Annotated in this window: 17 protein-coding genes and 2 pseudogenes; 10 read left to right on the plus strand and 9 right to left on the minus strand. The window is 74.5% G+C overall.

Annotation, left to right across the window (positions count from 1 at the left end):
* Window positions 1-17 precede the first annotated feature (17 nt).
* The 5 genes from AB0G14_RS07590 to AB0G14_RS07610 all read left to right on the plus strand — a co-directional run bounded on the left by AB0G14_RS07590 (window position 18) and on the right by AB0G14_RS07610 (window position 4,621).
* Complete coding sequence (locus AB0G14_RS07590; protein ID WP_357694767.1) at window positions 18-1,637, plus strand: hypothetical protein; 1,620 nt, start codon at window positions 18-20, stop codon at window positions 1,635-1,637.
* 61 nt (window positions 1,638-1,698) lie between these two features.
* On the plus strand, window positions 1,699-2,496 hold the full coding sequence (yaaA, locus tag AB0G14_RS07595; protein ID WP_357694769.1) for a peroxide stress protein YaaA: 798 nt from the start codon (window positions 1,699-1,701) through the stop codon (window positions 2,494-2,496).
* A gap of 101 nt (window positions 2,497-2,597) precedes the next feature.
* On the plus strand, window positions 2,598-3,272 hold the full coding sequence (locus tag AB0G14_RS07600) for a hypothetical protein (protein WP_357451847.1): 675 nt from the start codon (window positions 2,598-2,600) through the stop codon (window positions 3,270-3,272).
* A gap of 51 nt (window positions 3,273-3,323) precedes the next feature.
* The gene (locus AB0G14_RS07605; RefSeq protein ID WP_357694771.1) at window positions 3,324-3,578 is read left to right on the plus strand and encodes a hypothetical protein; all 255 of its coding nucleotides are present in this window, start codon (window positions 3,324-3,326) and stop codon (window positions 3,576-3,578) included.
* A gap of 89 nt (window positions 3,579-3,667) precedes the next feature.
* Entirely contained in the window at window positions 3,668-4,621 is a 954-nt protein-coding gene (locus AB0G14_RS07610) for a TAXI family TRAP transporter solute-binding subunit (RefSeq protein ID WP_357694934.1), read from the plus strand.
* Between the two features lie 235 nt (window positions 4,622-4,856).
* On the opposite strand, the pseudogene AB0G14_RS07615 reads toward AB0G14_RS07610, so the two are convergent.
* A pseudogene (locus AB0G14_RS07615) lies at window positions 4,857-6,245 on the minus strand (ATP-binding protein); the annotation flags it as partial.
* Window positions 6,246-6,254: 9 nt separating this feature from the next.
* Entirely contained in the window at window positions 6,255-6,911 is a 657-nt protein-coding gene (locus AB0G14_RS07620; protein ID WP_357694773.1) for a response regulator transcription factor, read from the minus strand.
* A gap of 229 nt (window positions 6,912-7,140) precedes the next feature.
* Here AB0G14_RS07620 and AB0G14_RS07625 point away from each other — a divergent pair, with 229 nt between their 5' ends.
* Together AB0G14_RS07625 and AB0G14_RS07630 are read left to right on the plus strand one after the other, a co-directional pair.
* Complete coding sequence (locus AB0G14_RS07625) at window positions 7,141-7,479, plus strand: DUF952 domain-containing protein (protein WP_357694775.1); 339 nt, start codon at window positions 7,141-7,143, stop codon at window positions 7,477-7,479.
* A 164-nt stretch (window positions 7,480-7,643) separates the two neighbouring features.
* Entirely contained in the window at window positions 7,644-8,189 is a 546-nt protein-coding gene (locus tag AB0G14_RS07630; RefSeq protein ID WP_357694777.1) for an acyltransferase, read from the plus strand.
* A gap of 65 nt (window positions 8,190-8,254) precedes the next feature.
* Here AB0G14_RS07630 and AB0G14_RS07635 read toward each other — a convergent pair whose 3' ends face one another.
* A complete protein-coding gene (locus AB0G14_RS07635) occupies window positions 8,255-10,012 on the minus strand; it encodes a CDP-glycerol glycerophosphotransferase family protein (RefSeq protein WP_357694779.1) in 1,758 nt (585 codons plus the stop codon).
* Between the two features lie 509 nt (window positions 10,013-10,521).
* On the opposite strand from AB0G14_RS07635, the gene AB0G14_RS07640 reads away from it, so the two are divergent.
* Window positions 10,522-12,600, plus strand: coding sequence for a DUF6541 family protein (locus AB0G14_RS07640; RefSeq protein WP_357694781.1), 2,079 nt, complete (start codon window positions 10,522-10,524; stop codon window positions 12,598-12,600).
* A 70-nt stretch (window positions 12,601-12,670) separates the two neighbouring features.
* On the opposite strand, the gene AB0G14_RS07645 is transcribed toward AB0G14_RS07640, so the two are convergent.
* Window positions 12,671-13,636 (minus strand): Gfo/Idh/MocA family oxidoreductase, encoded by a 966-nt coding sequence (locus AB0G14_RS07645; protein ID WP_357694783.1) that lies wholly within the window; start codon window positions 13,634-13,636, stop codon window positions 12,671-12,673.
* The gene (locus tag AB0G14_RS07650) at window positions 13,633-14,733 is read right to left on the minus strand and encodes a DegT/DnrJ/EryC1/StrS family aminotransferase (RefSeq protein WP_357694785.1); all 1,101 of its coding nucleotides are present in this window, start codon (window positions 14,731-14,733) and stop codon (window positions 13,633-13,635) included. Before AB0G14_RS07650 ends, AB0G14_RS07645 begins: the two co-directional genes overlap by 4 nt.
* A 215-nt stretch (window positions 14,734-14,948) precedes the next feature.
* Here AB0G14_RS07650 and AB0G14_RS07655 point away from each other — a divergent pair, with 215 nt between their 5' ends.
* On the plus strand, window positions 14,949-16,073 hold the full coding sequence (locus tag AB0G14_RS07655) for a lysylphosphatidylglycerol synthase domain-containing protein (protein ID WP_357694787.1): 1,125 nt from the start codon (window positions 14,949-14,951) through the stop codon (window positions 16,071-16,073).
* Window positions 16,074-16,169: 96 nt separating this feature from the next.
* Here the strand turns inward: AB0G14_RS07655 and AB0G14_RS07660 are convergent, their stop codons facing one another.
* The 4 genes and pseudogenes from AB0G14_RS07660 to AB0G14_RS07675 all read right to left on the minus strand — a co-directional run bounded on the left by AB0G14_RS07660 (window position 16,170) and on the right by AB0G14_RS07675 (window position 19,933).
* A complete protein-coding gene (locus AB0G14_RS07660) occupies window positions 16,170-17,357 on the minus strand; it encodes a glycosyltransferase family 4 protein (RefSeq protein WP_357694789.1) in 1,188 nt (395 codons plus the stop codon).
* Window positions 17,358-17,370: 13 nt separating this feature from the next.
* Window positions 17,371-17,583, minus strand: a pseudogene (locus AB0G14_RS07665) (DapH/DapD/GlmU-related protein); the annotation flags it as partial.
* A gap of 251 nt (window positions 17,584-17,834) precedes the next feature.
* Window positions 17,835-18,767: an NAD-dependent epimerase/dehydratase family protein gene (locus AB0G14_RS07670; protein WP_350677830.1), complete on the minus strand. Its 933-nt coding sequence runs from the start codon at window positions 18,765-18,767 to the stop codon at window positions 17,835-17,837.
* 26 nt (window positions 18,768-18,793) lie between these two features.
* Window positions 18,794-19,933, minus strand: a complete 1,140-nt coding sequence (locus tag AB0G14_RS07675; protein WP_357694792.1) for a DegT/DnrJ/EryC1/StrS family aminotransferase — start codon at window positions 19,931-19,933, stop codon at window positions 18,794-18,796.
* Between the two features lie 117 nt (window positions 19,934-20,050).
* Here AB0G14_RS07675 and lhgO point away from each other — a divergent pair, with 117 nt between their 5' ends.
* A complete protein-coding gene (gene lhgO, locus AB0G14_RS07680) occupies window positions 20,051-21,247 on the plus strand; it encodes an L-2-hydroxyglutarate oxidase (RefSeq protein WP_357694794.1) in 1,197 nt (398 codons plus the stop codon).
* The last annotated feature ends 8 nt before the right edge of the window (window positions 21,248-21,255 follow it).

Raw genomic sequence — 21,255 nt, forward strand, 5'->3', positions numbered from 1 at the left:
CGACGGGGGCGTTGGTCGTGTCGCAACCAGTACGCAAGCGTGGGCGGTGGCGCCCGCAGCTCGACCGGCCGGCGCTCGTCGCGCTGCTGTTCGGGCTCGCCGGGGTCGGCTACCGGCTGGTGCTGACCCTGCACACGGTGCCCGTCTCCAACAGCGACGAGGCCACCTTCGGGCTGGCCGCGATGCACATCGCGCAGGGCCGCGAGCTGCCCGTCTTCCTCTACGGCCAGCGCTACATGGGCGTGCTGGAGTCCTACCTGGCGGCGCCGCTGATCGCGGTCGCCGGGCCGAGCTGGCCGCTGCTGCGCCTGCCGCTGCTGCTGCTCTACGCCGTCTTCCTCTGGCTGATCCACCGGCTGACCCGGCGGATCTGCTCGCCCTGGTTCGCCGCCTTCGTCGTCGGGCTGCTCGCCCTCGGCGGGGAGCGGGTGGTCCGGGACCAGTTGACCGTGGTCGGCGGCCGGCCGGAGGTCAAGGTCGCCGTGCTGCTGATGCTGCTGGTCGTGGTGGGACTCGCCCGGGGCACCGTGCGGCACCGCCGGCTGGCCGTCGGGCTCTTCGGCCTGCTCGCCGGGGTGGCCGCCTGGTCGGACTGGCTGATCCTGCCCTACCTGGGGGCGGCCGCGCTGGCGCTGCTCTGGGTGGCCCGCCGGGAGCTGCTCGGCTGGGCCGGGGCGCTGCTGCTGGCCGGGTTCGCCGTCGGGATCGCGCCGATGATCCGGGACAACCTGGTCGCCCCGCCCGGCGAGGACTCGCTGTCGGTGTTGCGCGAGGTCAGCACCCGGGCCGGGCCGACGCCGCCGTGGATTCGGCGGCTCGACGGCGGGCTGTTGGAGGGGGTGCCGCTCGCCGCCGGCCTCTGCCCGGTGGACGGCTGCTCCCGCTGGCAGGGGTGGTTCGGGCTGCTCTACCCGCTGCTGCTGGTGGTCGCCGCCGCGCTCGCCGTGGTCGCGTACCGCCGGGCCGCGGGTGCCCCACCCGGCCGCCGGGTCGGCCCGGTGGTGCACCTCGCGCTGGTCGTGGGCGCGGCGCTGACCCTGCTGTCGTACGTGCGCAGCCCGCTGGCCGCCACCAGCCCGCTGGACAACGCCCGGTACCTGTCGGTCCTCCAGCTCTCCCTGCCGGCGGTGCTGTGGCCGCTCTGGCTGGCGGCGGTCGCCTGCTGGCGGGGCACCGTCGGGGCGCTCGGCCGGCTGGCCGGGGCGCTCGCCACCGCCGTGCTCGCCGCGCTGACCGCGACCACGCTGGTGGTCACCGTGCAGTTCGCCGCCACCGGCACCGAGGCGTCCCGGGTCGAGGAGCGGCAGGCCCGCGAGCTGGCCGACCGGCTCCGCGCGGGCGGCCCCCACGAGGTGTACGGGGACTACTGGACCTGCAACCGGCTGATCTTCAACACCGACGAGTCGGTGGTGTGCGCGGTGCTCGACGGCGAACTCACCCCGGGGCAGAACCGCTATCCCGCGTACTGGCGGCAGGTGGGGCGGGCCGACCGGCCCGGGTACGTGCTCGCGGCCGGCTCGGCGGCGGAGCGGCGGCTGCGCCGGCTGCTCGGCGACCGGGCCGACGCGGCGCTGCTCGCCGAGGTGGGCGGGTATCGCGTGTACCACCCGGAGACGCCGGTGCGGCCGTGGCGGTAGGGACGGGCCGTACGCTGGCCGGGCCGGCGCGCGGGCGCCGCGCCGAGGCGAGGAGTCACCGATGCTCATCCTGCTGCCGCCCTCCGAGGGGAAGGCCGACGCCGGCACCGGCCGGCGGCTGGACCTCGCCCGGCTCTCCCTGCCGGAGCTGACCGGCGCCCGGGAGGAGGTGCTGGCCGCGCTGGTGGCGCTCAGTGACGGCGGCGACGAGGAGGCGGCCCGGGCGGCGCTGGGGCTCAGCGAGGGCCAGCGCGGCGAGCTGCGGCGCAACGCCCGGCTGCGGGCGGCGGCCACCGCCCCCGCCGACCGGCTCTACACCGGCGTGCTCTACGAGGCGCTCGACCTCGCCTCGCTCCCGCCGGCCGCGCAGCGGGCGGCCCGCCGGTCGGTGCTGATCAGCTCGGGCCTCTGGGGCGCGGTACGCCTCACCGACCGCATCCCGCCCTACCGCTGCCCGGTCGGGGCGCGGCTGCCCGGGGTTGGCGCGTTGTCGGCGTACTGGCGGCGGGCCCTCGCGCCGGCGATGGACGCCGCGGCCGGCGCCGGGCCGGTGCTCGACCTGCGCTCCGGCGCGTACGCGGCCACCTGGGCGCCCCGCGGCGAGGTGGCCGCCCGCACCGTGACGGTCCGGGTGCTGCACGAGCGGGAGGTCGACGGCGTGCCCGTCCGGTCGGTGGTGAGCCACTTCAACAAGGCGACCAAGGGTCGGCTGGTGCGGGACCTGCTGACCGCGGGCGCCCGGCCGCGCTCGGCCGACGGGCTGGTGGCCGCGTTGCGCGACCTGAAGTACACGGTGCTGGAGCAGCCCGGGCCGTCCCACCGGCCACGCCAGGTCGACCTGGTCGTCACCGAGTTGTAGGGCTGCCGCAAGATTTCCTCAAGGCTGGGGCGGATCGGTTTCCCCGTCGGCGTCTTCGGGCCACCGTAGGGGGACCCCGACGCCGACAAGGAGTGCCTGAGTTGGCTCCCGAACCGATCCTGCTCGACCGGCCGCGCCTCCCGTCGACCCCGCCGCCGCTGGACTGGCTGACCCTGGCCGACGCGTTCGAGGCCGCCTGCCTGCTGCGCTGCATGCCCCCGCCGGCCGTCGCCGGCGCCCGCCGCCCGGTGCCGCACCACCGTCCGGCGACCGTCGAGTTCAACCGGGAGGAGGCCGCCCTGCGGTTCCGGCAACTGCTCGGCCGGTTGGACGTCCCGATCGAGCACGAGGTGACCGTCGGCGGGCTGCGCCGCCGGTACGAGCTGCACCGGCTCTCGGTGCCCCCGGCGGACCGGCCGGCGTACGCGCGGACGCTGGAGGCCGGCTGGCGGCAGGGCCGGCGCGAGCTGCTGGGCGGCCCGGTCCCCGGCGCGTCGACGGCGCGGCGGGTGTGGCGGCCCCGGCTGGCCGCGGCGGCCTGGCGGGCCGCCCTGCTCGCCGGGGGGCGGCACGTGCGCCGGCACATCCTCGGCGTCCGGCTCACCGACCGGGAACTGGCCGCCGTCCTGGTGCGCGGGGCCGCTCTGCTGGACGTGCCGGCGCTGCTGCGCCCCGGCACCGGATGCTTCCTGGTCTGCGTCGCCGACGGCCCGGACCGCGAGCGGATCCTGCACAGCGCCGCGCTGGAGCCCGCCCGGGCGGCCGAGCCGGCATGATGGGCGGATGACCGCGACCGGCATCGTCCGTGAATTCCACGCCGACGAGGGGTGGGGGGTGATCGACGGCGACGACGTGCCCGGCGGCTGCTGGGCTTCTCCGTCATCGAGACGCCCGGGCACCGGGCGCTGACCGCCGGGGAGGTGGTGTCGTTCGAGGCGGAGCCGGTCCGGCAGGGCGGCCACCCGCACCGCGCGGTCCGCGTCTGGCGGGGCACCGGCGGATCGCCCGGGACCGCCGTTCCGGCCTCGGTCGCGTACGGCAGCGAACTGACCCTCACCGTCGACCCGGCGCCGGGGCCGTAGTCCGACCGGTGGGCCGCGGGTTGCGGTGACGCCCCGCGCGGCGCAGAGTGCAGCCCGTGAGTCGAACCCGGTCCTGCCGCGCCCGCGCCGTGCGCCCGTCGTCCTGGTTCCGGCATGGCCGCCCGGCGGCGCTGCTGTCGCTGCTGCTGGTGGTGACGCTGCCCGGCCTCGCCGGCTGCCAGGACTCCCCCGAACCGCCGGTGCGGATCCGGATCGCGACCGGCAGCCCGACGGCGGTCTACCACGCCTTCGGCCGGTCGCTGGCCGACATCCTCAACCGGGAGATGCCGAACGTCGAGGCCAGCGTGGTGGTCACCGCCGCCTCGGCGGAGAACGTCCGGCTGGTCGGCTCGGGCGAGGCCGAGCTGGGTTTCACCCAGGCCGACGTGCTGCCGGCCGCGCCGGCGACGCACCCGTCGGTCGTCGCGGTCGCCCGGGTCTACGACGACCTGCTGCATCTGGTCACCACCGCCGGCGGGCCGGTCCGCAAGCTGGCCGACCTGGGTGGGCGGCGGGTCTCCGTGGGCGCCCCCGGCTCCGGCACCGAGATCACCGCCTCCCGGCTGCTGGAGGTGGCGCGCCTGGGCGGCGACCGGGTGCACCGGGAGCGGCTCGGCCTCGACGACTCGGTGGCGGCGCTGCGGGCCGGCACGATCGACGCGTTCTTCTTCTCCGGCGGGCTGCCGGTCAGCGCGGTGAAGCAGCTCGCCGACGACAGCGCGACCCGGATCGTCGACCTCGGCGAATGGACAGAGCTGCTGCGCGGCAGCAACCCCCAGGTCTATGTCTCCCGGGACGTCCCCCGCTCGGTGTACGGCACCGACCCGGTCACCACCGTGGCCAACCCGAACTTCCTGATCGTCCGGGCCGACCTGCCGGAAGCGCTGGTCCGGGAGGTGACCCGGCTGCTGATGGAGCGCCGGCAGGAACTGGCCGCGGCTCATCCGGCCGCCGGCCGGATGAGCCCACGCTCGGCCATCGCCACCTCCCCGCTGCCGCTGCACCCCGGCGCCGCCGGCTGGTACCGCGCCGCCAAGCCCTGACCCTGGCGGCCGACCGCCGGCCGGCGGCGGTCACGGGACGCCCGGCCGGCGGGCGATCAGGAGGACCTCGGTCGGACGGCGGCGACGTCGCCCGGGCGGAGCGTCACCCGGTCACGGCGTGCCGCGGCCCGGCGGGGACCGGTGCGGCGGGCGCGTCGACGGGCGACGCGGGAGCACCGGCGGGGACCGGCTCGGCCGGATCCGTCGGGTCCCCCGGATCCGTCGGGTCCCCCGGGTCTGCCGGGTCCGCCGGCCGGGTCGGGGCCGGGAACCAGAGGCCGGCGACCAGGCCGCGCGGCTCGCCCCGGCGCATGGTGAGCCGCCCGTCCGAGGCGTCGACCAGCACGGCGACGATGGCGAGGCCCAGCCCGGCGCCGTCGACGTTCTGCACCTCCGGCGCCCGCCAGAACCGCTCGGTCGCCTGGCCGAGCTGGCTCTCCGTCATGCCCGGGCCGGTGTCCCGGACCTCCAGCGCCGTGCCGCCCTCGCGGTGCCGCACGGTCACCGTCACCGCCCCGCCGTCGCCGCTGAACTTCACGGCGTTGTCGATCAGCGCGTCCAGGGCCTGGTCGATGGCGGTCGGCACGGTCCGCGCGTACGCCGGGGAGTCCTCCGCCGCGAGCCGGAGGGTGACCGCCCGGTGCCGGGCGAGCGGCTCCCACGCGGCGACCCGGGACGCGGCCACGGCCGCCGCGTCGACGGTGACCCGCTGGTTCTCCCGCCGCTCGGCGCGGGCCAGGGTGAGCAGCGCGTCCAGCACCAGGGTGAGCCGGTCGGTCTCCTCCAGGGCCAGCCGGTGCTCGGCCTGGCCGTCCGGGTCGGTCAGGCTCAGCCCCAGCTCCTCCACCCGCAGTCGCAGCGCGGTCAGCGGGTTGCGCAGCTGGTGGCTGGCGTGCGCCACGAAGGCGCGCTGCCGGTCCATCACGTCGGAGACGACGTCGGCCATGTGGTTGAAGCTGGCCGCCAGCCGGCGCAGCTCCGGCGGGCCGAGCCGGTGCTGCACGCGGGCGCCGCGGTCCCCCTCGGCGATCTCGTGGGTGACCGCGTCCAGCTCGGTGACCGGGCGCAGCACCCAGCCGGCCAGCCCGAACGCCGTGAGCACGCAGGCCAGGACGGCGAGCAGCCCCGTCCCGGCCAGCACCAGCCACCAGACGGTGACCGCGCGCCGGACCGAGTCGGTCGGGGTGGTGGTGACCACCGCACCGAGCACCTCACCGCCGTCGTTGATCGGCACCGCCACCACGATCGGCCGGTCGACCCACGGCCAGACCGACTCCGGCCCACTGGCCTGCTGGCCCGAGAGCGCGGTGTCCAGCGCCTCGCGGGTCCCCGCGGCCGGCCGCCAACTCTCGGAGGCCGCCACCGTGCGGCGATCCCGATCGACCACCGCCGCGCCGATCCCGTACAGGTCGTCGTAGCTGCGCAGCTCGTTGTCGAGCGGGCCGGGGGTCCCGCCGCGCAGCGCCGGACCGGCCAGCGAGGCGAACCGGGTGGCGTCGGCGAGCCGGTCGGCGCGTACCCGGTCGGTCTCCCGGGTCGCCAGGGTGGCCGCCAGCGGGGTCTCCAACGCGATCAGCACCAGCACCATCAGCAGCAGGTAGCTGATCACCAGCCGACGTCGCACGGCATCGCCTCACTCGCCGCGCAGCCGGTAGCCGACCCCACGGACAGTCTCCACCAGGCCGGGGTCGCCCAGCTTGCCGCGCAGCGACCCGACGTGCACCTCGACCGTGTGCCCGTCGCCCCAGGTGGTGCCCCAGGCGTCGAGCAGGATCCGCTCGCGGGGCACCGCCACCCCGGGCTGCCGGGCCAGGGAGAGCAGGACGTCGAACTCCTTGCGGGTCAGCGCCACCGGCCGGCCGGCCACGGCGACCGTCCGCGCGGCCACGTCGATGCGGACGGGGCCGGCCTCGATCAGGTTGCGCTCGGGCACCGTGTGCGCCGCGCGGCGCAGCACCGCCTCGATGCGGGCCTGGAGCTCGGTCATGGAGAAGGGCTTGACCACGTAGTCGTCCGCGCCCAGCCGCAGGCCGAGCACCCGGTCCCGCTCCTCGCCCCGGGCGGTCACCGCGATGATGCCGAGCTGGCTGCTGCGCCGGCGCAGCTCGCGGCACAGGTCGGTGCCGTCCCCGTCCGGCAGGGTCAGGTCGAGCAGCACCAGGTCGCAGGGGGCGGCGGAGAGGGCGGCGGCGACGGTCGCCGCGTGCTCCACCTCGTACCCCCGGCGGGTGAGGGCGGAGGAGAGCGCGGCGGCCACCCGACGGTCGTCCTCGACCAGCAGGATGCGCACCCGGGGCCCCCATTCGTCGGTGTGTCGACCCCGAATGGTGACAGAAGCCGGCCGGGAGCGGGAGGGTAGGCCCCGCGTCGACCGCCGTGCGGACGGCGGCCCGGCCCCTCTCCGGCCCCGCCGGGAGCGGGCGGCGGGCCCGGGTCGGAGCCCGGACACCCCCACCGAGAGCGGCGGCGGCGCGGGCGGTACCGCGGAGAACCGGGCCGGTTCTGCGTAGGCTGCCGGGGTGATCTACAAGCTGCTGACCACCGTCGAATGGGACGACGCCCTGGCCGCGGGCCACTTCGCCGGCACCGCCACGGACGCGCAGTCCGGGTTCATCCACCTCTCCGGGCCCGACCAGGTGGTCGAGACGGCCCGCCGGCACTTCACCGGCGCCACCGGGCTGACCCTGCTCACCGTGGACCCGGCCCGGCTGGGCGACGCGCTGCGCTGGGAACCGTCGCGCGGCGGCGCCCTCTTCCCCCACCTCTACGGGCCGCTGCCGGTGCCGGCGGTGGTGGCCGCCGACGCCCTGCCGGCGGACGTGCCGGTCGCCGACGCCGTGGCGGAGCTGCTCGACTGAGCGGTCGATATGCTACGCCGAGTCCGCGCGCCCCGGCCTCACTCTCCGTGCCCGGGGCCGGCGCGGCAGCCCGGACCCGCGCGGGCGGCCGCCCCTCCCGGCGTACGCCGAACGCGGGTCACCGACGGCGCCCGGCGCGCCCTGCGACCCATGCGAGTTGAAGGATGACTGACAGCAGTTCCCCGTCCCCCTCGGTCTTCGTCCACCCGACGGCCGACGTCGAGGAGGGTGCCCGGGTCGGCGACGGCACCAAGGTCTGGCACCTGGCCCACATCCGGTCCTCCGCCCAGGTGGGCGCCGGCTGCGTCATCGGCCGCAACGTGTACGTCGACGCCGGCGTCACGGTCGGCGACCTGGTCAAGATCCAGAACAATGTCTCCGTCTACCAGGGGGTGACCCTGGAGGACGAGGTGTTCGTCGGGCCGTGCGCCGTCTTCACCAACGACTTCCGGCCCCGCGCGCAGAACCCGGACTGGAAGATCACCCCGACGGTGGTCCGCCGGGGCGCCTCGATCGGCGCGAACGCGACCCTCGTCTGCGGCATCGAGGTCGGCGAGTACGCGATGATCGCGGCGGGTTCCGTGGTGACCAAGGACGTGGCGCCGTACCAGCTCGTGGCGGGCAACCCGGCGCGGCCGAAGGGCTGGGTCGACGAGCGGGGCGAGGTCGTCTCCCGGGACGTGGACACCCCGCCGCAGCGGCAGGGCTGACTCCGACGAGAAACGGCGGTGGACGGGCGCTCCCGTCCACCGCCGTCGCGCGTACGCGCCGGTGCTCAGCGGCAGAGCCGCGCGATCTCCTCCCGGAACCGCTCCATGGGGTTCGCCTCGGCCGGGCCGAGCAGGTAGGTCTTCAGCTCCCGCCGGGCGTCGGTCATCGGGTCGTCGCCGGCCCGGGTGACGGACACGATCTTCTCCAGCTCGCCACAGTCCCGGGAGAGCAGGTACGCCGCCCGCGACGTCGGGTACTCCCGGCGGAACTCGTCCTCCGGCAGGCCGCCCGGGTTCGCCACCACGTACGGCCGCTGGCTCTGGACGAAGTCCGAGACCACACTGGACACGTCGCTGATCAGCAGGTCGGTCTGGTTGAAGCAGTCGAACAGCGCCGGCGTCCGGCCGGTGACCACGAGGTGCCGCGTGCCGTCCAGGGAGGTCGCGTCCGGGTCACCGCCCGCCGCGCGGATCCGCTCCACGATCCGCTCGTGCACCGTCTTCGCCTCCTTGGCGCGGGAGCCGGTCAGCGGGTGCGGCTTGTAGATGAGCCGGACCGCCGGCGCGGTGGCGAGCAGCCCCTTGACGATCCGCTCCCCCATCAGCACCAGCGAGGTGTGGTACGGATCGTCGTCCAGCCACCCCTCCCAGGTCGGGGCGTAGAGCACCGTGAACGGCCGGTCGACCGACTCCGCGCCGAACGTGTGCACCCCGGCGAGCTGCGGCCGTCCGATCTCGACGATGTCGGAGTCGAGCACGCCCACCCCGGCCCGGGCGTACCGCTCGCGCCCGGCCAGGCCGGCGACCCACACCTCGTCGTACACCTTGCTGTACGGGTTGACGCTGGCCTGCTTGTCGCTGTCGCCGTGCCCGACGAAGACGTGCTTCATGCCGGGCTCGCGGAGCATGTGGATGTTCGCGCCGACGTTCGCGGCGTAGAGCGCGGCGCGCACGCTGCCCAGTTCGAGGTTCATGAAGTCCACGCCGGCCGGCACGCAGATCACCGGCAGCCGGGTGTCGGCCAGATCGAGGAACGCCTCCTTGTTGCGCAGCAGCACCACGCCGCGCTGGTCGAGCGCCTCGGTCGGGGCGAGCCACATGTTGGCCTGGTAGACGTCCTTCGCCGGCCCCGCGAAGTAGAGGGCCACCTCCGGCCGGTAGCTGTCCAGCCAGCGCTGGACGGCGGGCAGCAGCGGGCTCTGGCCCATCCCGCGCCCGCGCAGCCAGGTCAGCGCGACGATCCCGCCCACCAGCGCGGCGGCGAACACGGCCACCACTCCCGCGCCGATCACCGGGGCGGCGTTGCCGAGCACCGCCGCGAACACGGCGGCCGGCGCCAGCACCACGTTGACCAGGGCCAGCCGGTCGCCGGCGAGCCAGGCCGCCCAGTCCGGCGGGCGGGGTGCGGCCCGCATCGGGCCGAGGTCGATGTTGCGCACCAGCGCCGACAGGGGGTTGCGCCGGTCGATCATCGTGGCCAGCGCGCCGGCGAAGACCGAGATCAGCCAGACGGTCGACGGCAGCACCAGGACCAGGCTGAGTTCCCACGCGCTCGGCCGGACCTCGGCGACCACCAGCAGGACGACCGCGAGGTCGCGGGCGAGCTGCCGGTAGTCGCCCCGCAGGCCGACCTTCTCGAGCAGCGTGTGTGTGGCGGGCGACCAGCGGGCGAGCGCGTACTCGCCGGCGAGCGCGGCCAGCCCGGCGACGGCGAAGACGCCGATCCAACCGAGCGCGCCGGCGGCGAGCATCACCAGGTAGGCCAGCAGCAGCAGCGCGCCGCGGGCGGCGACTCCCGCCGGTCCCATCAACTTGCCGAACAAGGACTAGCTCCCTACGAGATCGACGACTGGCTCACCGACCGTCACTGGCGCCGTGACGGCAGCGTTCCCCGCTTCGGCGACCGTCGGCGCCCGGACGCCACCGGCGCGCCCCGGCGGAACGCGACGGGACGGAACAGCGGTCGCGGCGACCCGCCTGTCCGTCCATCGTCGCTGACCAGCGACGGCACCGGCGCCCGCGGCCACCCGCCACCACGCCGGTGTGACCTTAACGCGAAGGAACACGCCGGTATCGCTCGGGTACCGCCACACCGGGACGATTTGGTCCCTCCTGGCCACAGCCGTCACGTCGGCGGGATGATCCACCGCAAAAGCGACGCCGGTGACGACGCGTCGCCGACGCCGGGTTCGCCGGGTCAGCGCGGCGGGCTCCCGTTCCTATACTGGTCCGGCCGCTCGCCGACCGGGTGGCCGCACGGGCGGCCGCACCTCGGCTCCGCGCACCAGCCGCCGCGGGGCAACCGCGAGTTCCGTTCGAAAGGATCCACGGTTTGACCAGCCTCATCGCGCTCGCCGTCGCCGTCGTGCCCGGCGCGCTGCTCGGATTCGCGCTGCCCCCGGGACGCTACCGGTGGGCCACCTGGGCCGCCGCCCCGGCGTTGACCCTGGGCCTGGTCACCCTCGCCATGACATGGCTGCCGAAACTCGGGCTGCCGGACGGTCCGCTGGCGGTGCTCGCCGCCGAGGTGCTGCTCGCCGGCCTCGCGGTGCTCGCGTCCCGGCTGGTGACCCGCGGCCTGGTCGAGCCGGACGCCGCCGACCGCACCGCCACCGTCGACGGCGACGCCGCCGGGCGGCCGACCGACGCCGGGTGGCGGGCGCGGATCACCCGGCTGCGGCTGCCGGCGGTACGCCCCGGCCGCGCCGACGTCCTCGGGATCGCCGTGCCCGCCGCGGTCAGCGTCGCCTTCGGCTGGCTGATGCTGGGCCGGCTCGTCGCCCCGCCCGGGTGGGACGCCATGAACCACGGCTTCCTCACCCGGCGGATCATGGACACCGACAGCGTGCTGATCTCCTCGGCCTGCACCAGCGGTTCCACCGATCCGGCGCTGTCCTGCTCCTTCTACCCGCTCGCGGCCAACGTGGCCTGGGCCCAGGCGGCGGAGATCTCCGGCGGGCGGATCAGCACCGTGCTGAGCGCCTGGTCGATCCTCGTCGGGCCGCTCGCGCTGGTGGCGGCCGTCTACGCCTGCGTCCGGGCCCTCGGCGGCAGGCCGGTGGTGGCCGCCAGCGCCGCCGCCGCGCCGGCCGTGCTCGGCCCGATGTGGATGTCGGTGATCACGGGTCGGATCACCGAGCAGACCGCCCCCTGCATGGCCGGGGCGATCGCGCTGCTGATCGCGCTCGCCGTGCGTGGCGCCCACCCGGTCCGGCTGGGCCTGCTCGCCGGCCTGTGCGGCGCCGGGATCGTCATGACGCACACGTACGACGTGCTGTTCATCGCCGTCCTGGCGATCGGCATGCTGCTGGCCGTACGCGGCCGGTGGGTGCTGCGCCGGGTCGCCGCGTCGGCCGGCGCGATGGTGCTGGCCGCGCTGGTGCCGCTGCTCCCGCTGCTCGGGGTGCTGGCCGGCGCCAACGGCGAGCGGCTGTCCAACCCGCCCGCCCTGCTCGGCAGGTACGGCGACTCGTTCGAGTACTGGGTCACCGACCCGCAGCGGTACGTCCTGTTCGCCTACCCGGGGGTCGGCGGCGCGGACTTCCAGCTCAGCGAGCCGACGATCCAGGTCGGCCTCTGGCTCGTCATCCCGTGCCTGCTGCTCTCCCCGCTCTGCCTGGTGCTGCCGCGGCTGCGGTGGGCCCGGCCGTGGTTCGCCGCCGGCGTGGTCTGGACGGCGATCGGGGTGTGGACCGCCGCGTCCGACTCGACGGCCGCGATGACGCTCTCCAGCCTGTGGTACGGCGTCCGGGAGCGGGTCCGCTCGATGATCTTCCCGGTGTACGGGCTGCTGGCGGTCGCCGGCGCGGTGGTGCTGGGGCTGGCCGTGCAGTGGCTGCTGACCCGCGTCGCCGCGAAGGCCGGGGCGCTGCGCGGGTCGGAGGCGCCGACGGCGGTCGCCGCGGGGGTGCTGGTGGCGGTGCTGCTCGGCCTCGCCGCGGTGCCGGCGAGCTGGCAGCCGCTGCGCGGCGCGTTCAAGGGCCGGGCGCCGGTGGGCGCCTCCTACGAGAAGGCGTACGAGTGGCTGGCGGAGAACAACCCGCCCGGCGCCACCGTCGCCTACGACCGGCACCACGAGTTCATCACCTGGGCCTACGCCGACTACGAGGTGCCGCTGCTGTTCGGCATCCCGCCGTTGCCCGGCCTGCCGACCGAGAACTACGAGCGGCGGTGGGACGCGTGGAACTGGCTGGTGAACAACGCCGACGCCCGGCCCGCCGGGTGCGAGGTGCGCCAGTTCAACATCTCGTACGTGGTGGTCGGAAAGCGGAACATGCCCGGCGCCTGGGACAAGCACTACGAGCGCGAGCGGCTGGAGGCCAGCGACCGGCTGGAGCTGGCCCACACGATCGGGCGGATCAGCATCTACCGGGTCACCGAGGCCGGCCGGAGCTGCGCCACCGGGGGCTGAGCGCGACGGGCCGGAGGACGACGAAGGGGCGGGGCGACCGTGGTCGCCCCGCCCCTTCCGTGTCGGTCCGTCAGCGCCCGTTGTCGGCGAAGAGCCGGCCGACCACCCGGTGCGCGGGCAGGATGCGCTGCCGCTCCACGTCGGCGTCGGCCGTGCCGGCGACGATGTCCAGGAAGTGGTCGAGCTGGGCGGCGAGCGGCTCCCGGTTGGTGAGCAGCTCCGGCACCTCGATGATGCTCTGCTGCCGGTAGCCGCGCCCGTCCGGCGTGGCCGCGTCCGACGAGACGTGCCGGTAGATGGTCACGTCCTTGCGGATCAGGTCCGCCTCGATCAGCCGGTCGACCTCGCTGATCACCAGCGTCCGCACCTTGCGCTGCCCGATCCGGCTGGCCGAGACGTTGGCCAGGGCGCCGCTGCCGAAGTTCAGCACCGTCTCCGCCACGTCCTCCGCCTCGGCGAGCGAGTCCGGGTGGAAGTGGCCGAAGGTGCCCCGGACCCCCACCGGCTCCTCGCCGCCGAACGCCTGGATCGCCAGGTCGACGTCGTGGATGAGCAGGTCCCAGGCGACCCCGGTGCGGATCCGCGGCGCGTACGGCGAGTGCCGGGTGGCGGCCAGGTGCACCGGGCGGTCGACCAGGGCGAGGGCGGTCAGCACCGCCGGGTTGAACCGCTCCAGCAGGCCGCACAGCAGCGGCACGCCGCGCTTGCCGGCGGTGGCCACGATCTCCTCGGTCTCGGCGAGGCTGCCGCAGACCGGCTTCTCGATCAGCAGCGGCTTGTCGGCGGCGAGCACCTGGTCGGCGAGGCCGTGGTGGAACTCGGTCGGCGCGGCGATCACCACGGCGTCGACGTCGGAGAGGTCGTCGGCGTTCGGGGCCCAGCCGGCCCCGTACCGCTCGGCGATCTGCTGGCCGACGGAGCGCCGGGGCTCGATCACCCGGGCCAGCTCGGCCCGGTCGGACTGGGCGATCACCCGGGCGTGCAGCGAGCCCATCATCCCGGTGCCGACCAGGGCGAAACGCAGCTTGGCGGTCATGCGCCCACCGCCGCGCGGACGGCCTCGACGACCTGGTCGACGTCGCTGTCGGAGAGGTGGTGGTGCACCGGCAGCGAGACGCACTGGCGCACGACCCGGTCGGTCACCGGCGCCGGGTCGGCGACCACGCGGGGGTGGTCCCGGTAGCAGTCGTAGTCGTAGACGGTCTTCGGGTAGTAGATGCCGCAGCCCACGCCGCGCTCGGTCAGCCGGGTGATCACCTCGTCGCGGCTCACCGGAGCCTCGTCGGTGACCAGCACCGTGTACTGGTGCCAGACGTGCGAGCGGCCGGGCAGCTCGGTCGGCAGGCGCAGCCCGGGGACGTCGGCCAGGCCGGCGGAGAGCCGGGCGGCGTTGTCCTTGCGGCGCTTGACGTTCTCGCCGTACGCGGCGATCTGCGGGATGCCCAGCGCGGCCTGCAGGTCGGTGAGGCGGTAGTTGTGCCCAGCCACCTCGTACTGGTAGCGCTGCCGCATACCCTGGTTGCGCAGCACCCGCAGCCGGTCGGCGAGGCCGGCGTCGTCGGTGGTGATCATGCCGCCCTCACCCGTGGTGAGGTTCTTGGTGGCGTACAGCGAGAAGGTGCCGAGCCCGAAGCTGCCGGCGCCGCGCCCGGAGATCGTGGCACCGAGCGACTGGGCGGTGTCCTCGACGAGGCCGAGGCCGTGCTGCCGCGCCAGCGGGGCGATCGCGTCCATGTCGGCGGGCTGGCCGTACAGGTGGACCGGCATGAGCACCTTGGTGCGCGGGCCGACGGCGGCGGCGAGGGCCTCCGGGTCGACGCAGAAGTCGTCCTCGCGGATGTCGGCGAACCGGGCGGTGGCGCCCGCCTCGAGGATCGCGTTGAGGGTCGCGACGAAGGTGAAGGGACTGGTGACGACCTCGTCGCCAGGCTGGAGGTCGAGCACCTGGAGCGCGGCCACGAGCGCGGTGGTGCCGTTGTTGACGGCCACCGCGTGCTCGACGCCGACCAGGTCGGCGAACTCGCGCTCCAGGCGGGCCACCATCGGTCCCTGCGCGATGACGCCCGAACGGATCACCTCGACCGCCAACCGTTCGGCCGCCTCGTCCAGCTTGACGACGGAAATCGGGATCACAAGCGCTCTCCTTGGGGTGTGGGGCAGCGTGCAGACGGTAGCAGCGCGCGAGGACCCCGGCACATCTGGACCGCCCCGGCGAGAACCCGCGCACGCCCGGCGACGGCCCGACTCGCCGACCGGGCTGGGTTCGTGGTACGCCCCGCGCTGCGCTAGTCTCGGCGAATTGTGCAGGCGACCCCAACGGGTCAGGGCGACGCGGAGGCAGGACGGCCGTGGCAGAGACCGCGACGCAGGTCGAAACGGTGACCGCACCGGCCGAGCAGGCCGGCGCGGCGAAGGGTCCGTCCCGCTGGCTCTCGCTGGGCGTACGGGTCGTGGTGATCGCGGCGATCGCGGCGGGCATGACCTGGAGCGTCGTCAGCCAGTGGCCGGACGTCCGGCAGACCTGGCTCGACCTGGCGTGGCCCTCGGTGGTGCTCGCCGTGCTGGCGGTGCTCGCCGGGATGTTCGCCAACTCGATGGCGTGGCGGGCCGCGGCGGAGGACCTGGAGCACCGGGTGTCCGTTCCCGCCGCCCTGCGGATCTGCATGGTCGGGCAGCTCGGCAAGTACATCCCGGGCAGCGTGTGGGCGTACGTCCTGCAGATGGAGCTGGGCCGGCGGGCCGGGCTGCCGCGCGCGCGGGCCTTCCTGGCCACGCTGGTCGCGCTGGGGCTCGGCGTGGTCGCCGCGCTCGGCGTCGGCCTGCTGAGCCTGCCCTCGCTGCTGGACGCGACCGCCGAGACCGGGGCCGAGTACGCCGAGCCGGTCCGGGTGGCGCTCTACATCGTCGCCGTGCTGTTCCCGATCGCCCTGATCTGCGCGATCCCGGCGGTGCTCACCCGGCTGATCCAGATCGTCCTCAAGGTGCTGCGCCGACCGCCGCTGCAGCACCGGCTGACGCTGCCCGGCGTGCTGCGGGTGGTCGGCTGGAGCGCCCTGGGCTACACGCTGTTCGGCGTGCACCTGTGGCTGCTGGCCAACGCCCAGGCCGCTCCCGGCGTCGGCGGCCTGCTGCGCAGTATCGGCTCGTTCGCCATCGCGATGACCGTCGGGATGTTCGCCTTCCTCTCCCCCTCCGGGCTCGGCGTCCGGGAGGCCGTGCTGGTCGCCACCATGGCGCCCTTCCTCGCCGGCGCCGGGGGCATCGGGGCGGCGACGGGCATCGCGCTCGCCTCCCGGCTGATCTTCACGGTGGCCGACCTCCTCGCCGCCGGCATCGCCGCCCTGTCCGGGGTGCGGCAGCTCCGTCGGGGGACGCCCGACGAGGCCGCCCCCGACGAGGCGGTCGCCGTCGAGCAGGTTCCGGCGCCCCGCTCCGCCGCCGACCCGGCCGCCGCGCCGGTCACCACCCGCTGACGCCGCCCCGCCGGCCCGTGCCCGGCGGACACCGTCCCGCGAAACGCCGGTGCCCCCGACCACTCTCGTGGTCGGGGGCACCTTCTCGTCGTACGGTCAGCGGCGGCGGGCGGCCGCCATCTCGCCGAGCACCTCCAGGTGCCGGTGCAGCACCCGGTCGAGGCTGAAGCGCTCCCGGATGAGCGACTGGCCGTTGACGCCGATCTGCTTGGCCAGGGCCGGGTCGGTCAGCGCGGCGATCAGCCGCTCGGCCAGGCCCGACACGTCGCCGGGCCGGCAGAGCAGGACGTTCTCGCCGTCGCGCAGCGAGATGCCGGGGAAGTTGTCCGCCCGTGCGGGCGCCACCACGGGCACGCCCGCCGCCATCGCCTCCAGGGTCGCCGTGCCGAGGCCGAGCCCCTGCTCGTGCGACTCCACCGTCGCGGCGGCCAGGTAGTCGGGGATCTCGCTCTTGGCCACCTTGCCGGCCGCGATGACGGCGTGCTCGACGCCGAGCGCCCGGGCCCGCTCCGCGAACACCCCGTAGTAGACCTGGCCGCAGATGAGCAGCTTCGCGTCCGGCACCTTGGCCAGCACCTCGGGCAGCGCCTCGACCAGCGCGATGCGGTCGCGCAGCGGGATCACGTGCCCCACCGACAGGATCACCGGCGAGGTGCCCAGGTCGTGCCGCTCGCGGACCCGCTGGGCGTTGCCGCCGACCACCCAGTCCGGGTCCACCCCGACCGGGATCGGCACCAGGCCGGAGTGCGCGCCCCGGTAGCGGTCCTCGATGTACTCCTGCATGAGCACGTCCATCACCACGAGCCGCGGCTTGGACCGCCACATGAACGGCTTGACCATGGTCGCGTCCAGCCCGCGGAACACCTTCGCGTAGCGGGCCTGCGGGTTCTCCAGCCGGGTGTGGATCGACAGCAGCGCCGGCACCCCGCGCTTGCGCGCGTAGAGCGCGGTCGCCCAGGTCAGGTCGAAGAACTGGCCGTGCTGGTGGATGACGTCCGGCCGGAAATCGTCGAGCAGCTTGCGGACCCGGCGCAGCAGGCTGGGCCGGGTGGTGAACGAGATGTCGAAGCTCACGGCGAGCCGGGTCTGCGGCAGCATCCACGCCGGCAGCCGGACGATCCGCAGCCCGTCGCGCTCCTCGACCGCCGGGGCGTCCTGGTAGGCGGCCGTGAGCACCAGCACGTCGTGCCCCTCGGCGGCGTAGCCCTTGGCGAGCGACTCGGACAGGTGCGAGCTTCCGCCCGCGCGCGGCGGGAAGAAGTTGTTGACCACTGCGATACGCACGGGAGGGGTGCTCCTAGCTCTCCGCTACAGGGACGAACCGGACATCGCCGCCGTCCAACTCGACTGTGGAGACCACCCGGGCGGGGACCCCCGTCACGACCGCCCCCGGTGGCACGTCTCTGGTGACCACGGCCCCCGCGCCGACGACCGCACCGTCACCGATGGTGACGCCCATCATCACGGTCGCGTTCGCCCCGATGAACACCCGGTCGCCGATCACCACCGGCGCCCGGTCCACGGAAGCATGGGCACGCCCCGACACGCAACGCCGGGCGGTGGAGTGGGTGTAGATCTGCGCGCCGCAGCTGATGTCGCAGCCGGCGCCGATGGTCAGCCCGCCGGAGCCGTCGATGACGGTGAACGCGCCGATCCACGTGCCCGCGCCGATCACCGGCTCGCCGATCACCCACGCGTGCGGGTTGTACGGGTTCGCCGGGAGCCCGTGCGACGACGGACCCCCGGCGGACGGCGACTGGGTCACGCGACCTCGGTCTTGATGAGGTCGGTCATCCCGTCCTCGACGGCGATGGTGGGCTCCCAGCCGAGCACCTCGCGGGCCCGGGTGATGTCGGCGGCGCGCCGGCTGACCAGCACCTCGCGCGGGTTGAACTGCGGCTGCACGTCGACGCCGACAGCCTTGATCAGGATCTCGGCGAGGGTCGCGATCGAGGTGTCGATGCCGGTGCCGATGTTGACCGGCACGTTGCCCTGCTCGGCCTCCATCGCCGCGACCACCGAGCGGGCGATGTCGTGGACGTGGATGAAGTCCATCGACTGCTCGCCCTTGCCGTCGATGACCGGCGGCTCGCCGTTCTTGAGCCGCTTCACGAAGTGGTTGATCACCGAGGTGTAGTAGGCGGTCGGCTTCTGGCCCGGGCCGTAGACGTTGAAGAACCGCAGGGCGATCCAGTTCAGGCCCTTGCTGCGCTGGTAGAAGCCGAGCAGGTCCTCGCCGGCCCGCTTGGAGATGCAGTACGGGGTGAGCGGGTCGAGCCGGTCGTCCTCGTGCATCGGCAGCTTCTTCGGGTCGCCGTAGACCGAGGCCGACGACGCGAAGACCAGCCGCTTGACGCCGTGGTCGGCGGCGGCGGCGAACACGTTGTGGTTGCCGACCATGTTGATGTCGATCGACTCGTACGGGTCGGCCTGGCTCTTGTTGATCGAGACCGCGGCCAGGTGGATCACGTAGTCGCAGCCCTTCATGGCCGCGTGCACGGCGCCGCCGTAGCGGACGTCCTGGTCGATCAGCTCGACGTCGCCGGTGGCCACCAGCTCCGCGACGCGGTCCCGGTCACCGCGGAACATGTTGTCGAAGATGCGGACCTTGTAGCCCTTCTCCAACAGCATCGGCACCACGTGCAGGCCGATGAAACCCGCGCCTCCGGTGATGAAGACGGTCTGCTTCGACATGGCGGAGCGTGTCCTTCCTTGGGGAGTCAGCGGCTGGTGGCCGCGGTGTTGACGACGTCCACCAGCGTGGCCGCGACGGTCTCGACCTGGGCGTCGGTGAGGTTGGCGTGCATCGGGATGGCCAGGTGCCGGGCGAACAGGTCCGCCGAGACCGGGCAGGGCGTGCTCTGGCCGTAGAGCGGCTGGACGTGTGAGGCGTACGTGCCGAAGGTGCACTGCACGCCGCGCTGCCGCAGCGCCAGCGCCACCGCGCCCCGGTCGACGGAGGGCGCCAGCGTGACGACGTACGACTGCCAGGGGTGCTCGCGGTCGGGCGCCTCGTACGGGGTGGTGATCAGCTCGTGGTCCTTGAGCAGCTCGCCGTAGCGGGCCGCGGTGCGGCGCTTCGCGGCCAGCAGGTCCGGCAGCCGGTCGAGCTGGGCGAGCATGATCGCCGCGGAGATGTCCGAGAGCCGGTAGTTGTAGCCCAGCTCGGTGAAGGTCGGAATCGGCAGGTTCGACAGCTCGGCGCGGGTGAGCGCCCCCTCCACCCCGTACGTGTGCAGCTTGCGGGCGTGGGCGGCGAGGTCGTCGCGGTCGGTGACGTAGGCCCCGCCCTCGCCGGCGGTGATGCCCTTGCGGCCGTGGAAGCTGAAGGTGGCGACGTCGGCCAGGCTGCCGGCCGGCCGGCCCTTGTAGGTGGCGCCGGCGGAGCAGGCGGCGTCCTCGACCAGGAACAGGCCGTGCTTGTCGGCGATGGCGCGCAGCTCGTCGTAGTCGGCCGGCTGCCCGAACGCGTCGACGGCGATGATGCCGACGGTGCGCGGGGTGATCGCGGCCTCGACGGCGGCCGGGTCGACCGTCCAGGTGTCGGGCCGCACGTCGGCGAAGACCGGCGTGGCGCCGGTCCACATCACCGAGTGCCCGGTGGCCGGGAAGGTGTAGTCGCCGACGATCACCTCGTCGCCCGGCTTGACACCGAGCGTGATCAGCGCCAGGTGCAGCGCCGAGCCGCAGTTGCTGGTGGCGAGGGCGTGCCGGGTGCCGACGGTGGCGGCGAAGCGCTCCTCGAAGCGGCGGCAGGTGGGCCCGGAGCCGGCGAGCCAGCCGGAGGCGAAGACCTCGGCGATGGCCGCGAGCTCCGCCTCGCCGACCGTGGGCTGGCCGAGCGCGATGACCTCAGACATGTGACCCCCAGAGTGATGGACCCGGAGCAGTCTAGGCCAACCGGGCGGGTCGTCCGCGAGTCGGGCACGCGGGACGGCTTGGTTACCATCGGTCGCGGCGTCGGCAGGGGAGATGAGATGACCAGGTTCGTGGTGGTGGGTGGCGGCATCGTCGGGCTCGCCGTGGCACACCGGCTGATGACCGACCGGCCCGGGGACCAGGTCACCGTGCTGGAGAAGGAGGCCGGCTGGGCGGCCCACCAGACGGGGCACAACTCGGGCGTCATCCACGCCGGCGTCTACTACAAGCCGGGCAGCCTGAAGGCCACCATGTGCAAGGCCGGCAGCGCGTCGATGGTCGAGTTCTGCGAGCAGCACGGGCTCGCGTACGACATCTGCGGCAAGCTGATCGTCGCCACCGACCCGGAGGAGCTGCCCCGGCTGCACGCCCTGCACGAGCGGGCCACGGCCAACGGCCTGCCGGCGCGGCTGATCGAGGCCGCCGAGGCGGCCGAGTACGAGCCGCACGTCGCGGCCGTCGCCGCGCTGCACGTCGCCTCGACCGGCATCGTCGACTTCGGGGCGGTCTGCCGCAAGCTCGCCGAGCTGCTCGCGGCGGGCGGGGCGGAGCTGCGCACCGAGACCGAGGTCACCGGCGTGGCCACCCGACCCGAGGGCGTGGTGGTCAGCACCACCAGGGGCGAGGTCGTCGCGGACGTGCTGGTCAACTGCGCCGGTCTGCACGCCGACCGCATCTCCCGGCTGGCCGGGGTGCCCACGCCGGTGCGGATCGTGCCGTTCCGGGGCGAGTACTACGAGTTGGTGCCGCAGCGGCAGGGCCTGGTGCGGGGGCTGATCTACCCGGTGCCGGACCCGCAGTTCCCGTTCCTCGGGGTGCACCTGACCAAGATGATCGACGGCAGCGTGCACGCCGGCCCGAACGCCGTGCTGGCGACCGCCCGGGAGGGCTACTCCTGGGGCCGGATCAGCCCGCGCGACATCTGGGACGAGCTGACCTACCGGGGCCTGTGGGCGCTGGGCCGCCGGCACTACCGCTACGGGCTGACCGAGGTGGCCCGGTCGTTGTCGAAGAAGCGGTTCGCGGCGAGCCTGGCCCGGCTGGTGCCGGAGCTGACCCCGGCGGACATCGTCCGGGCCGGCGCCGGCGTCCGAGCCCAGGCGATCCTGCCCGACGGCGGGTTGGTGGACGACTTCCTCATCGTCGAGGCGGACCGGCAGGTGCACGTGCTCAACGCGCCCTCCCCCGCCGCCACCAGCTCGCTGGAGATCGCCCGGCACATCGTCTCCCGGCTGCCGGTCGACGCGCCGCGCTGACCCCGGCG

Origin of the sequence: Micromonospora sp. NPDC023814 (assembly GCF_040639595.1) — a bacterium.
In the GTDB taxonomy this organism is placed as follows: Bacteria; Actinomycetota; Actinomycetes; order Mycobacteriales; family Micromonosporaceae; genus Micromonospora.

Coding starts and splice junctions, on each gene's coding strand:
- yaaA (WP_357694769.1), top strand. CDS start 1,699: ATGCTCATCCTGCTGCCGCCCTCCGAGGGGAAGGCCGACGCCGGCACC.
- AB0G14_RS07630 (WP_357694777.1), top strand. CDS start 7,644: ATGACTGACAGCAGTTCCCCGTCCCCCTCGGTCTTCGTCCACCCGACG.
- AB0G14_RS07645 (WP_357694783.1), bottom strand. CDS start 13,636: ATGACCGCCAAGCTGCGTTTCGCCCTGGTCGGCACCGGGATGATGGGC.
- AB0G14_RS07670 (WP_350677830.1), bottom strand. CDS start 18,767: ATGTCGAAGCAGACCGTCTTCATCACCGGAGGCGCGGGTTTCATCGGC.
- AB0G14_RS07675 (WP_357694792.1), bottom strand. CDS start 19,933: ATGTCTGAGGTCATCGCGCTCGGCCAGCCCACGGTCGGCGAGGCGGAG.
- lhgO (WP_357694794.1), top strand. CDS start 20,051: ATGACCAGGTTCGTGGTGGTGGGTGGCGGCATCGTCGGGCTCGCCGTG.